Annotated in this window: 13 protein-coding genes and 1 pseudogene; 4 read left to right on the top strand and 10 right to left on the bottom strand. The window is 46.8% G+C overall.

Annotated features, from left to right (window positions below):
- Positions 1 to 620, top strand: a pseudogene (locus tag RIC07_RS02050) (glycoside hydrolase family 15 protein); the annotation flags it as partial.
- A 154-nt stretch (positions 621 to 774) separates the two neighbouring features.
- Here RIC07_RS02050 and RIC07_RS02045 read toward each other — a convergent pair.
- The 4 genes from RIC07_RS02045 to RIC07_RS02030 all read right to left on the bottom strand — a co-directional run bounded on the left by RIC07_RS02045 (position 775) and on the right by RIC07_RS02030 (position 3,164).
- Entirely contained in the window at positions 775 to 1,242 is a 468-nt protein-coding gene (locus tag RIC07_RS02045; protein WP_446348259.1) for a regulatory protein RecX, read from the bottom strand.
- Positions 1,243 to 1,294: 52 nt separating this feature from the next.
- Positions 1,295 to 2,536: a CheR family methyltransferase gene (locus RIC07_RS02040; protein WP_446393057.1), complete on the bottom strand. Its 1,242-nt coding sequence runs from the start codon at positions 2,534 to 2,536 to the stop codon at positions 1,295 to 1,297.
- The gene (locus RIC07_RS02035; protein WP_446393056.1) at positions 2,521 to 2,694 is read right to left on the bottom strand and encodes a hypothetical protein; all 174 of its coding nucleotides are present in this window, start codon (positions 2,692 to 2,694) and stop codon (positions 2,521 to 2,523) included. Before RIC07_RS02035 ends, RIC07_RS02040 begins: the two co-directional genes overlap by 16 nt.
- Positions 2,695 to 2,822: 128 nt before the next feature.
- A complete protein-coding gene (locus RIC07_RS02030; RefSeq protein ID WP_446393055.1) occupies positions 2,823 to 3,164 on the bottom strand; it encodes a 2Fe-2S iron-sulfur cluster-binding protein in 342 nt (113 codons plus the stop codon).
- A gap of 80 nt (positions 3,165 to 3,244) precedes the next feature.
- Here RIC07_RS02030 and cimA point away from each other — a divergent pair, with 80 nt between their 5' ends.
- Positions 3,245 to 4,951, top strand: coding sequence for a citramalate synthase (gene cimA / locus RIC07_RS02025; RefSeq protein ID WP_446393054.1), 1,707 nt, complete (start codon positions 3,245 to 3,247; stop codon positions 4,949 to 4,951).
- A gap of 339 nt (positions 4,952 to 5,290) precedes the next feature.
- Entirely contained in the window at positions 5,291 to 5,509 is a 219-nt protein-coding gene (locus RIC07_RS02020) for a DUF4327 family protein (protein ID WP_446343381.1), read from the top strand.
- Between the two features lie 47 nt (positions 5,510 to 5,556).
- Here RIC07_RS02020 and RIC07_RS02015 read toward each other — a convergent pair whose 3' ends face one another.
- From RIC07_RS02015 to RIC07_RS02000, 4 genes are all read right to left on the bottom strand, one after another.
- Positions 5,557 to 6,783 (bottom strand): protein kinase domain-containing protein, encoded by a 1,227-nt coding sequence (locus RIC07_RS02015; RefSeq protein WP_446393053.1) that lies wholly within the window; start codon positions 6,781 to 6,783, stop codon positions 5,557 to 5,559.
- Positions 6,784 to 7,462: 679 nt separating this feature from the next.
- Positions 7,463 to 9,613 (bottom strand): serine/threonine phosphatase, encoded by a 2,151-nt coding sequence (locus RIC07_RS02010; RefSeq protein ID WP_446393052.1) that lies wholly within the window; start codon positions 9,611 to 9,613, stop codon positions 7,463 to 7,465.
- 229 nt (positions 9,614 to 9,842) lie between these two features.
- Complete coding sequence (locus RIC07_RS02005) at positions 9,843 to 10,427, bottom strand: pseudouridine synthase (RefSeq protein WP_446393051.1); 585 nt, start codon at positions 10,425 to 10,427, stop codon at positions 9,843 to 9,845.
- Positions 10,428 to 10,447: 20 nt separating this feature from the next.
- Complete coding sequence (locus RIC07_RS02000; protein WP_446393050.1) at positions 10,448 to 11,335, bottom strand: mechanosensitive ion channel family protein; 888 nt, start codon at positions 11,333 to 11,335, stop codon at positions 10,448 to 10,450.
- Between the two features lie 316 nt (positions 11,336 to 11,651).
- Here RIC07_RS02000 and RIC07_RS01995 point away from each other — a divergent pair, with 316 nt between their 5' ends.
- Positions 11,652 to 12,500 (top strand): SPFH domain-containing protein, encoded by an 849-nt coding sequence (locus RIC07_RS01995; RefSeq protein WP_446393049.1) that lies wholly within the window; start codon positions 11,652 to 11,654, stop codon positions 12,498 to 12,500.
- Positions 12,501 to 12,839: 339 nt separating this feature from the next.
- Here RIC07_RS01995 and tatA read toward each other — a convergent pair whose 3' ends face one another.
- Entirely contained in the window at positions 12,840 to 13,004 is a 165-nt protein-coding gene (gene tatA, locus RIC07_RS01990; RefSeq protein ID WP_006100800.1) for a twin-arginine translocase TatA/TatE family subunit, read from the bottom strand.
- Between the two features lie 15 nt (positions 13,005 to 13,019).
- On the bottom strand, positions 13,020 to 13,403 hold the full coding sequence (locus tag RIC07_RS01985; protein WP_446393048.1) for a DUF2442 domain-containing protein: 384 nt from the start codon (positions 13,401 to 13,403) through the stop codon (positions 13,020 to 13,022).
- Positions 13,404 to 13,576: the final 173 nt, after the last annotated feature.

The following is a 13,576-nucleotide window of genomic DNA, read 5'->3' as shown; positions in this document are numbered from 1 at the left end:
TTTTAACTGAGTTAATCGCCCAGGGAGAATCAACCATAGAAACTATTTTACCCGCCGAATGCATCCAACCGGAACCGAAAAAGAATCGACGTTATGATACAGCGTTGTTGTTCCTGATTTACCCGTTACAATTGGTTCCAGCAACCACAGCAAATCAAATCTTAGATAATATTATTACTCATCTGCAAGGTGACTATGGTATCCGGCGCTACTTAGGAGACTCGTACTGGTGCGCCAATTATAAGAAAAAACTGCCACCCCAAGAACGGACAAGGGATTGGAGTGAAAGCATTGAGGAGCGCGATCGCTTATTGGCGGATGGGGAACAAGCCCAATGGTGTGTTTTTGATCCAATTCTTTCTATTATCTTTGGACTTAAGTTTCAGCACCATCAACAGCCCCAGGATTTGCAGCAACAAATCTATTATCTCAATCGTTCTCTGGGGCAAATTACCGGAGAAGATAGCGAGTTTGGCGAGTTGAAATGTCCGGAACTTTATCATCGAGAAGATGATCACTATGTTCCCAGTGATGCCACCCCATTACTTTGGACACAAGCGAATTTAGCTGTGGCGCTGAACATGATGGAGACGAGTTTATCAGTCGGTGTTAAAAATTAAAGTTAACGGTTGAGATTAGGGAACACCTCGGCTGCGCTCGGTGTGTAACAGGGAACAGGGAACAGGAAACAGTAAGAGGGTCAGGGAAAATTACAAAAATTCATACAGTACCGTTTTCTTTTTTCCGCCTACTTACTATTGATTAATTGAATCTTTAATCAATATCTTCATCTTGTTCCCTCTGCCACTGGGTTAACACGTCACCCGGATTAAACCCACGATACTGAAGATAATTCCATAGCTTCCGCTTGGTTTTCGGATCAATATCATGAAAATCAGTAATTTTATACTTTCGCACAACCTTAGCTTTTAAACCATCCAGTTGTCCCCCTTCTTCCTCCTCCTCGGTTTGAGACTGCCAGATTTGTTCAAAGAACTCCGAATCAATTCCCTTATCTCGGCATTTACGTTTAATGAATATTTTGCCATATTTGCCTCGATAGGACGTGATCATGCTTTCTACAAAACGAGTATCCGATTGATAATTGAGGCGTTGCAGCTTCTCAATAGATTCAGTAATATCCTGGGCATCAAAGCCTTTAGTTTGGGCTTTTTGCGTGAGTTCAAAGACACTATATTCTCGACGAGCTAAAAGTTTACAGAAATAGTCAATACAATTCATTGATTGTCAGGATTAAATGGGTGGACACAATTAAAGTTAACGGTAGTAATCATCATTTGCCATTTGTCACCAAACCCTCTTTTGTAGTACATTTGTTCGGGGGGGGGGAGACTTCTGTTAAACAAATCAGTTGAGTATCCGCATTAAAAACGGGGGTGATCGAAATGTTGAAATAGGTTGTATCATTAGCCGTTTTCCAGCCTACATTTTCCAGCGTGGCAGGATTGCGATCGCGATTCACTTTTTCAAAAGATTGGCATAAACCCGGAAGCTGCCCAAGTTGGAGACTTTGCAGGGAACTCCCCAGATCGTTGAGGGTTAAGCCAAATAGAGTATTTGCCTTTGCATTCGCCAGGATTAAGCAACGGTTGCTGTCTATGGCTAGCTGGGCGACGGGACTTGTCTCAAAGGCTGTTTGCCAGATGCGGCTATCGGTAGCTGGAGAATCGATGGCTGGCTTTTTGCGCGATCGCGGACAGAGTTGCAAGTGTTCCTCTAACTCCAGTTTTAGCCCTTTCTGATAAACCCGATGCTTGATGTTAATGGGTGTGAAAATTGATCTGGGAGTCATTACCATCTCTGCCTTACCCAAGAAGAGAAAGCCGTTATTTTTGAGTCCAAAATGAAAGCGAATCAGAATGGTTATTTGAATGTCCGATTTGAAGTACATTAGAGCATTGCGACACACCAGCAAATCGATTTTAGACATGGGAGCATGCTTTACCAGGTTGTGATCAGCGAAGATGATCCGGCGGCGAAGTTGTCGATGAAAGATATAGCCTTGTTCGGTTTGCTCGAAGTATTTCTCCAGCAGATCAGCAGGAATTTCGCTGACGTCTTTCGGTTTATACGTGGCGTTTCGGGCTTGAGAGAGAGCATCCTTATCCCAATCGGTGGCGATAAATTGAAGGCGCTGTAAACAGGATTCGATGCCCAACGCTTCTGCAAATAGGATAACGACGCTATAGACTTCCTGCCCAGAGGCACAGGCGGCACTCCACACTCGAATCGGTTCATCGGGCTGTTTGCTGGCGATGATTGTGGGGATGAGTTCGTTGGCTAGGTATTCCCAGGAGGCGCGATCGCGAAAAAAGCTGGTCAGGTTAATTAAGACCGTGTTTAATAGATGGATAGACTCCTGCGAATGACTCTGCAAATAGTGCAAGTAGTCCAGATAACTATCAATTTTTAACTCCCGCATCCGGACAAGGAATCGGCGCTCTAAGCTAGGACGTTTGTAGCCAGTCAAGTCGCAGCCATGGCTGTACTTGAGATACTCTAATAATGTTTCCATTTCCCACTCTGCTGCGGACACAAGCTGTCTCCCACCAATAAACTGGAGTATTTTGCCTCCGTTGAGGCTTGCCAAACAAGATTTACCGATGGCGCACTCAAGAATGTCCGATAACCTTCACTAGATTTGAGTCTAGCGATATCTCCAGTTTTGTTCAAGATATGTACTTAGGCTCTGCTGCAGGGAGTTTTGTGGTGAGAGAAGGGAACAGTAAACAGTAAACAGTAAACAGGGTAATAGGCTATAGAAATTTTGTCTCCCAGCTCCCCCAGCTCCCCCAGCTCCCCTATCTCCCTTCCGGTGTCCAAACAACATCCTCCCCTTGTCCCCAAAAGCCGTCATATTTCGTCACCCGCACGTCACCCAAAACCTTAGTCTGACAGGCTAAACGACGATTAGCTGTGGGAGAATGGGGCGGCAGAGAACGTCTTGCTTTATCCTTCCAGTTCGCTTCTGAAACTTCCCCTTCTACCTCAACCGCACAAGTGCCACAACTACCAATCCCCATGCAGTTGATAATTTGGGCATTGCCGTTGTAAAGCGCTACACCATGCTCCAGCAAAACTTTGCGTAAATTACTGCCTGGGTCACATGAAAACGTTTTCCCTTGAGCTGTTACTTTAGGCATTGATGATTTATATCGTAGTGACTACACCCTTACTTTTTCTAGTTTACATTTCTTGACAATTTACACAACTATCCTCGCTTATGACTTCCCAAACCCCCATCTGGATTTACGACACAACGCTGCGCGACGGTTCCCAGCGTGAAGGACTCTCCTTGTCCATCGAAGACAAACTCCGCATCGCCCGACAACTCGACCAATTAGGGATTCCCTTCATCGAAGGCGGTTGGCCCGGTGCGAATCCCAAAGACGTGCAATTTTTCTGGCGACTCAAAGAAGAACCCCTAACCCAAGCAGAAATTGTCGCTTTTTGCTCAACGCGACGCCCTCATAAAACGGCGGCTGATGATCCGATGCTACAAGCAATTTTGGCAGCAGGGACACATTGGGTGACTATCTTTGGTAAGTCTTGGGATCTGCATGTCACTGAAGGGTTAGGTACTACCCTTGACGAAAACCTGGCAATGATTCGCGATACTATAGAATACCTTCGCAGTCAAGGGCGGCGAGTGATTTATGATGCCGAACATTGGTTTGATGGCTATAAAAATAACCCAGATTACGCCCTGAAAACCCTGAAAACTGCTATGGATGCGGGGGCAGAATGGTTAGTCTTTTGCGACACCAATGGCGGGACTCTACCCCATGAAATAGGTCAAATCGTCCGAGATGTCATCGAACGTTTAGAACTCAACCCTGAAAACCAAGGCAGGGCGGGTTTTGAACCAACGTTATCACCAACAACAGAACCAGATGAGACGCGCCATGGCGCGTCTCTACATTCGCCTCGATTGGGCATTCACACCCACAATGACTCCGATACCGCCGTGGCGAATGCGTTGATGAGTGTAGTGGAAGGCGTCTGTATGGTTCAGGGAACGATGAACGGCTATGGTGAACGCTGTGGTAATGCGAATCTGTGTTCCTTGATTCCTAACTTACAGCTCAAGCTAGGGTATCACTGTATGCAAGAGGAACAATTAGCCACATTGACTCAAGTCAGTCGTTCCATTAGTGAAATCGTTAATTTAGCGCCTGATGACCATGCTGCATTTGTAGGTCGGTCAGCATTTGCCCATAAAGGGGGGATTCACGTTTCCGCCGTGGAACGAAATCCACTCACCTACGAACATATTCCGCCCCAACAGGTGGGGAATCAGCGCCGGATTGTGATTTCTGACCAATCCGGACTCAGTAATGTTCTGGCAAAAGCCAAGAGTTTTGGACATGAACTCCACAAACAAGACGCCGCCTGTCGCCAAATCTTGGGACGCCTGAAAGAGTTGGAAAATGAGGGCTATCAATTTGAAGCCGCCGAAGCCAGTTTTGATTTACTGATGCGAGACGCCCTGGGGCAGAAGCAGCAGCATTTTGAACTGAAAGGGTTTCAGGTTCACAGTGACATGCTTCAAGGTATCGATACGCCTTACAGTAATGCGATGGCGACAATTAAGGTTACGGTTAATGGTGAGGATATTTTAGAAGTGGCTGAAGGTAATGGACCCGTGTCAGCGCTGGATGCCGCGTTACGGAAAGCGCTGGTGCGATTCTATCCAGAGATAGGAACCTTTTACCTGACTGACTACAAAGTGCGGATTCTGGATGGTGCGGCTGGCACATCAGCAAAAACTCGTGTGCTGGTGGAATCGAGTAATGGCAAGCAGCGCTGGACGACAGTGGGTGTCTCCGCCAATATTCTAGAAGCGTCTTATCAGGCGGTGGTTGAGGGGATTGAATATGGTCTGTTGTTACAGTCTGCTGTGAAGACAGCGGTTGAACAGAAGGTGTGAACTATAGGAGAATCTAAGCTAACTGACTTAGATTCTCTTAACCCATAAAGAAATCCTAACCTTTATAGCGACAGCTATAATTTTTTCTTCCCCAGCTCCCAGACGTAGCATGCTACGTCTCTACACTGCTTCCCTTAACGGCAGCCATTCTAGGGGCAATGGTAGTGATTTCCGTACATTTTTCCAAAAAGGGGTTGCGTAAATCTCCTCGGATGGGTTATAAGGGTAGGGTAATGCTTCCTTGCCGAGAGCCAACTCTACGAACCGGCAAAAATAAATAACAGGAAGCGTTTTTTTGATCCAAGCATTTGCAAAAGTTATTTCGAGAAAATTGAGAGTATGACTCAGCAAGTTACTCACCCCATGGTGAAAATGCAGCGTCAGGTGCGTTCACTCGTGGAATCCAAGATAATCAAACCCAGCGACAGTATATGGAAAATCGCCCTGCTTTATGGCGACGACTGGTCGTTCTGGAAAAAAGAACTCATCGAATTTGGCTTCACCATGCAAGATCCAATTGGTGACTTACTCGCCGTGGAAGCATGGGATGAAGAATAGATGTCCTGACAACCGTTAATCGCGAAGCGATCGCGCCAGCAGAAGCTCTAGCGACAAGCGGCTAAGGCGTTGGCAAGCTCCTTCGCCGTTTGGTAGCGATCGCATACTTTGAGTTGGCATACCCGGTCGATTACGTCCCGTAACGGGGGAGTGATCGTGGGAACTTTAGACAAATCAAATCCATAGCCCAAACTACGGCGGCGATAAAATTTAAGCGGAGTCGTCCCCGTTAACAGAAAAATCAGGGTCGGACCAATGGCATAGAGATCGGATTGAGTGACTGGAGTCCCTCGGTCTTGTTCCGGGGCGCTATATCCTTCAGCACCAATTCGAGTTCCTGGCATTGTCCCGATCTCCTTCACGGCGCCAAAGTCAAGGACAACAATGCTATTGTCTCGATGACGTACTATCAGATTCGCGGGTTTAATATCCCGGTGAATTAAGGGCGGATCGCTGGAATGGATGTAATCAAGAACATCACAGGTTTGAATCATCCACTCAATGGCTTGATTTGGGGTAACGGGTCCAGCCATCAAAATCCGTTGCTCCAAATCTTGTCCGTGGATGAGCGCCATTGCCAAATATTTTTTACCCCCTTCGACAAAAAAGTCATAATACTGAGGAATTCCGGGATGATGCAGGGCTTGTAAAGCACGCGCCTCTCGCTCAAATAGTTCTTGGGCTTTAGCAATTTGTGCCACATCCGCATTCATTTCTTTGAGGACGAGTAACGTGGGGCGTCCCTCGATTTTGCCTGTACTATCCCAGGCGAGATAGGTTGTCCCCATTCCTCCCTGTCCTAAAGTGCGTAACACTTGATAGTGGCGGATAACTCGTTGTACAGGGACTAAAGGTTGACCACAGTGAATACAAAATAAATTACCGGGAGGATTGCCCAGGTGAGTGCAAGACGGTTTAGATTTAGGCGTTGGCGAGACTAAGCCAGAATTTGGCACAGAAACCGGGTTCAGTTCAAATTTGAGCATCGGTCCTTCTCGAGCCAGCCGAATCAAGCCCTGATGCGGGAGTATCTCTCGTGATACCAGCACTCCATTCAGAAACGTGCCGTTGGTTCCCTGATTAACCAACTGCCACTTATGTCCAGATTGGACGACGGTGACTCTCAATTCGAGGTGATGCCGAGATACTAACGGATTGTTTAGAATCACGTCATTATCGGGCGATCGACCAATACGAATTGTAGACTGGTTGTGGAATTTCCACTGTTGTAATGGAGTGGATGCCTGCGGATGTAGAAGGGTCAGCGTGACCATAGTCCTCAGTTTTTTGTCCTTAACTCACAGGGCTTGTTTCAATGTATTGGCAGGAGTCCTTTGAGCCAAACTCTGGCTCTTGAAGCCCGGTTTGGTATCCGTGGTTTATTAGTTAAACGGATTACTGGTACTCGTGGCATAAAAAATAATCTAGTCCTTAATTAAAGGTAGTCGCTCCCGTCCTTTTTTAGGATAGGAATTCCTCTGAGTCCTTGATGAACCTACCGATGCACCTGCCATAGCAGAAGATCGAAGGTTCCAGGGCAGAAGGCAAAAGGTTTCTTACTGGTACGTAATTGTTTCAGCCATTTAATCTGTCCTAACCTTTATGGCGACAGCTATATATAAAACTAATACAATTCCCCCATAGCCGGACATTGAGGTTTACTTACAGCTTCGACTAGGGCTGTTGGTAGCCTCCCAATACTGCTCGCATAAGCTCTAATTTAATTTTTTCTCCCAGACGTTCCACCGGAACGCCTCTACATGCACCCCTGCTCCCCTATCCCTTGCAGTATTGTCTCAATTCCTTGTTGGTTCATGCATTCGTAGGTAGGAACTTTAACACTTGCTCTAAACGTAGACCTCATGAGTCTTAGGCTGGTCATGTAGGCTTGCAAAGAATATTCGAGCGTGGCAAGAATAAAGTCTTACAAGCCCCCGCATTTATGCGTGGGGTTCATGACCAACTCCGTTGCTGAAAATTAGGTCGCACTTTTACTCGGATGAGTATCGCTGTGATGTTGTCGTGACCATTCTGCTCATTGGCTAGGTCAACTAACTGTAGGATACCCTGCTCAAGGTTAGCGCGAGAACTGAGCAAAGGAGCCAGGTGGGTCTGCCAGTTATTCTCGATAAGTTCATTATCGGACAACCCATCGGAACACAGAACGAATAAGGTATCCTCATTCAGTTCCAAAAAATTGATGTCAGGAGTAACAAACTGGTCGCTGCGTGGTCCTAAAGCTTGAGTAAGTTGATAAGCATCCGGGCGAGAATAGGCGATCGATTCTTCGACGCCGCGTTTCATTTCCCGTTGACCGACTTCATGGTCTACGGTGAGTTGCTCTAAACCACCTTTGCGGGTTAACCGATAGAGACGGCTATCGCCAACATGGGCGATCGCGACGTTGGTATTCTGAACCAACATCATTGCCAAGGTTGTCCCCATGCGACCACTGCCTGATCGGGCATTTTGTTGGTTGACATCATAAATATCCTGGTTAGTTAGGCGCACCGCTTCATGAATTGTCTCTTCAGTCGGTAACTCATCTTGCCAATGGTCTTGAAAATACGCCTCCAGCTTCTCCACCGCCATAGAACTCGCCACTTCTCCGGCAGCATGTCCACCCATTCCATCACAGAGAATATAAAGACCGCGAGCGTCTAAGGTTCGACCTATGGGGGTTTCGTGCTTTTTCACCTGCGCCTGAATACCAAAGCAGTCTTCATTGTGATCCCGTTGACGACCAATATCTGTGCAGCCAACATCGTCAAGGCTGAGTAATTGCATGGGTAGAACAACCGTAGGACCACCATCGTCGTAGCTACCCACGTCTGCTGTGGGCATTTCCAGAAAACTCATCGCTTCTTCAGACAAGGGTTCAGCCATATCTAAGGTAACTGCCGTTGCTTGTTCTTCTTGTGCTTCTTCTTCAGCGTGAGCGATCGCTTCTAATTCGGATCGCAATTGGTCAATCGTGGTAATTTCCTGGGTACACATCTGCCGAAATACTGTCCCCAATGAGGTCAGTTGAGTCCGTTGTGACTGGTTAAATAACAGCCGCCACATTTGCCCTAAATCCTCTAACAGAGGTGGTTCATCTTCAGGATCAGGATAGAGGCGCTCTAGCCCCAACACCTGGTCTTCATCGACTCGTAAATTGGTAATTTCTAATAGACTTTGGCAACAATTCCAAGGTTCAAGTGCCTGCCAAAGTCTTGCCATTTCATCGAGCCAATACAATAGCTCTAAGGTCGATAACGCTTCACTTCCCCACAAGTCACTGAGAAGCTGCCAGCTTGAGCGATCTTCGAGCAACATCACTGATTGATTATCCTGCTGCCATGCATCATGAACCTCTGGCACAGTCGGATAATGGTTTTGTTTCAACGCTAAATAGGGTTGTGCGATCGCCGGAATTCCCAGGATTGGTGAAGATTGGGACGGGGATTGCTCTGATTGTTGCTCCAGTAGGGCTTCCAGAAGTGATTTCTGAAAGGGCTGGCAGTCCAACACTTTGACAAACGTTTCCGATCCGGCGGGGGCATCCGCTAAGGTGTCGGGATTTAGGGGTTCGATGAGTCGGTAACGTTGTTGAGCATCCAGATAGGCGATTGAGTGAACATTGTAAGCAGAACTTGCCTCAGACGTCGCTGTCGATGAGGCTTGAGTCTCTGGATCTGGTTCAACCGTTGATTGTGCCATCAACGTCTGACTCTTTGCCGTTTCGGGTTGATCCGTTTCCTGAGAAAAAGCCTCAGAATCGGTTTTGGCATCATCGGGAATTTCGGCAGACGTTACTTCACTTTCCTTCGTTTGTGTCCCCTGGGCTGATGACTCTAGATCCGCAGGGCTAGCGATTGACTCAGAATTAGTTGAGGAACCTTCTGGATCAGGGGTTGAGGTTACGCCATACTCTGGCTCTTTGGCAATCATTGCCCACCAAACTGTTCCCGTAAACGCACCGCAATTATGGCAGGTTTCAGCATTAACGGGAACTTGGGTATCGCATTCAGGACACACCTTATGGATCAAGGAAGTTCCACATCGCTGACAAAATTTGTGAGTATTCGGGTTTTCAAAATGACACTGGGGACAAATTAACATAACGGAACTTCCTCAATTCCTATCGGGTTTCTAAGGCTGGGATTATAAGCTAGCTGCCATCTAGTTTGCCACGCCAGAATCAAAGGTTGCAGCTTTTAAGGGAGTTGTGATCGAGTGCAAAGGCGCAGGAGAGCAGTATTGGCAAGGGAGTTACCTTAATGTATAAGGGATGTCTCCCAAACGTTATCGGTAAAACCCGCTCCTCCTTCTGGCATCATGTCTGGAACACTCAAAACTTCACCAGTTTCTGGAGACAGACAAGTTCCGGGGGCGTTAGATCACGCCACTGACCGGGTTGTAAGCCATCCAGACGCAGATGAGCGATCGCGACCCGGATTAATCGTAAGGTGGGAAATCCCACGGATGCTGTCATGCGCCGTACTTGACGGTTACGCCCTTCGGTCAAGGTGATTTCTAACCAGCAAGTCGGTACACTCTTGCGAAAGCGAATTGGGGGATCGCGGGGGGGTAGATCGGGTTCTTGGGGTAATCGCTGCACTTGAGCTTTTCTGGTCTGATAATCTTTAATCACTACACCCTGGCGCAATTGATTCAAGGCAGCTTCATCGGGGATACGTTCCACTTGCACCCAATAGGTACGGGGATGTCTAAAGCGCGGATTAGAGAGACGGTGCTGCAAGCGTCCATGATTGGTCAACAAGAGCAATCCCTCGCTGTCTCGGTCAAGGCGTCCGACGGGGTAAACCTCCGACACCGGAATATAGTCTTTGAGCGTTCGACGGGGACAGTCCTCCCTATCCGTAAACTGACTTAAGACATCGTAGGGTTTGTAGAACAAAAGGTATCGATACACATTTTCAATCTTAACCGTTGTCAGTTAGAACCTTCATCTGGGGACGGGGGTAAATAATCATTGAACCGTTGCTGGTCATAGAAGTAAAGCGTGCGAATAGGATAGGGAATATTAATGTCGGCGTGATCAAAGGCTTTTTTAATCGCCATAATCGATCGAGTTTGCACCTGACGGACTCGTTGCTGCTGGGGTAACGTCCAGTAGCGGACAACGAAATCAATGGAACTGTCGCCGAAGCTGACTAAATCGATTTCTGGTGAGGGCTGGGACAAGACACCCTCCACCTGAGTAATGGTTTTCTCAAGCAGTTCAGCCGCTTCAGACAAGGGGGTATTGTAGTCAACTCCAACACCTAAATCCGTTCGCCGTCGTCCATAGGCGGTTCTGACTTGCACCGCACTGGTAAATACCGTTGCATTCGGCAGGAGAATTCGTTCGCCTTGATAGGTACGAATTTGGGTGGTACGGATGTCAATACGCTCCACCGTTCCTTCGTGGTCACCAATAATCACCTGATCATTGAGACGAAACGGTTCTTGTACCAGTAATAGCACTCCAGCTAAGAAGTTTTTGAAGATATCTTGAAAGGCAAAACCAACAGCGACTGAACCCAACCCCAGCGCTGCGATAATGTCACCTAGCCGTAAGCCGGGGAAGGCAATAACACTAGCGGCTAAAATGCCAAGAACCCACGTTGTCACATAACTTACTTTCGCCAGCAGCAGTTGCAGCGATGAGTTGCGGATTGTACGCTCTCCTATTTTAGTGGTGACTTGCTGGGCACCTTCGGCGGCGTAGCGAGTCAACAGGAGAATGATCACTCCGCCGATAAGTCCGGGCAAAACCTCAATAGCAGAGCCAAGGAGATTGAGCAAGCTGGATTGGATTTGTTGAATAAGACGGTTCACAGGTCGATTATGGACATATTTCTCTTGTTAACCTAGCAGCTACAGGGCATCGGGTTTATGCCAATGGCAAAATTTTGCTAAAATTCCGCTAAAATGCTGAGATAATCAGGTTAAATCTAGCGTCTCATTCTGGCATGAGCTAAGGATGTTTCACTGGTAGTGGGTATTGTCCCTCTTTATCTGGTGTCTTGCCTGAGAGTAAATAGTCTGTAACACTTGCTGCCAGACAAAGCGGCTGGAGGAAAACCTGGGTTGGTCAAGACTAGGCATTCCTAATCCGCGCCTTATCCTTATTAATTAATGAGAGTCTAAAAACATGGGATCTCTTCTTTCATATTTTTTCGCACTGTTTTTAATCGGCGGCGGCTACTATCTCGGTTCAATCAAAGTCATCAATCAGGGCAATCAGGCGATCGTTGAACGATTCGGGAAATATAAGAAAACCCTACAACCCGGGCTCCGACAGGTTTGGCTGGTGACTGAGCGCATTGCTGTAGAGGAAACGACCCGTGAACAAGTCTTAGATACTGAACCTAAACAGGCAATCACGAAAGACAATATTTCTGTGGAAGTCGATGCGGTGGTGTTCTGGAGAATCAACAACCTCTATAAAGCCTACTACGATGTTGAAGATGTCAAAGAGGCAATTACAAATTTAGTGATCACGACATTACGGTCAGAGATTGGCAGAATGGATTTAGATGAAACCTATTCATCCCGTTCTGAGATCAATGAGAATTTGTCTGTTTACCTCAAGGAAGCTGCCGATAGCTGGGGGGTAGAGGTCATCCGTGTGGAAGTCCAAGCAATTAAACCCCCTCTGACTGTGTTAGAGTCCTTGGAACAGGAGCGAGCCGCAGAAAGTAAGAAAAAAGCGGCGATTTATGAGGCAGAGGGGGAAAGAGAATCCGCGATCGCTCAGGCGGAGGGGACAGTAAAATCCCTAGAGATGATCTCAAAAGCGCTGCTCGAAAAGCCGAACAGTCAAGATGTACTCAAGTATTTGATTGCCACTCGTTATGTAGAAGCGAACGAGAAATTGGGAGAAAGTAGCAACTCCAAAATCGTATTCATGGACCCCAAAGCCTTGACTGAAGCGATGACTGATTTAATGGAGACTCCAGAATTACCGATCAAGAGAGATGGCGGAAATGGCTCGAATTAAGTCTTCGGCTCAATAATTCAACCGAGGCATTTCGTTATCGAACTTGGTAACGAAAGTATCTTTACTTCCTCTGCTTTCCCCAGAAGGGCGGGTTTAGTTAAGTTATCGGTTTGTTGCCATAAGTTATCCGTCAAACCCGCCCCTACACCTCCTACTTTTCACGTTAAGTTGGCACCAATGGCGGCGGGTGCGAACCCCAATTGTAGGGGCGGGTTTAGGAACTACAATCAGCTATCCAGAAATAACTGAACAACAAAACCCGCCCTAGCTTACTCATAAATGAAGCACAAAACCCGCCCTTATTCATACGTCATAAAATGGAGGATGGACAGCTAAACTCTAGTCAGCGTCATCCTCCTCAGAAGTTGGAGTATTCATCTCTTCTTTAAAACCTTTAAGCGTTTTTCCTAATGCGCGACCCATATCAGGGATCTTCTTGGGACCGAAAATTACTAGAGCGACAATTCCGATAATCGCTACTTCGGGCCATCCTAAGCCAAACATACTCGTCTACTCCGATCAACTCTGCTTACTTATATTGACATTCTTTCTGACTTCCTGATCTAGCAAAGGATCTGTAGCAAGTCGGGGATATCCATAATCGCTAACGGGATTTCCGGGTTCTTCGAGCCACCTTACATCAGCTAAGTCTTCGCTCTCCACCATCACACCATTCTTCCAGAGCTCATACTCGCTAATATCAATCTCCTCATTCCAGACAATTCCATATCCCTCTCGCTCAACCTTAAAATTCTTAAACAAAGCGGGTTGCCGGAGTGGAGAAAACATGGGGATATCTAAAAGATGACGAATATCGTATTTTTTAATCTTTTGATTGGTAAATTCAACAATTAAAGTAGTATCATTAGCGGCTTTAGCTTTGTGAATTCGGGGATATTTCATTATCATTACGTCAAAGAAAGTAGCTTACGGAATTTCTATTCATTGTATCAAAGCCCTACCCTTACGATATCTACGCTGTGCGATCGCGGTTGACAAATGCTACAACCTATGAGTGGAAAGAGACAGGGATTAAGCTAAAACGCGCCATGTTCGGTAACGATAAAAAGCAGGCA

The organism is Coleofasciculus sp. E1-EBD-02 (assembly GCF_040218245.1).
Classification (GTDB): Bacteria; Cyanobacteriota; Cyanobacteriia; order Cyanobacteriales; family Coleofasciculaceae; genus Coleofasciculus.
The sequence above is the reverse complement of the archived record's forward strand: the minus strand, read 5'-3'. Positions and strand labels throughout refer to the sequence as shown.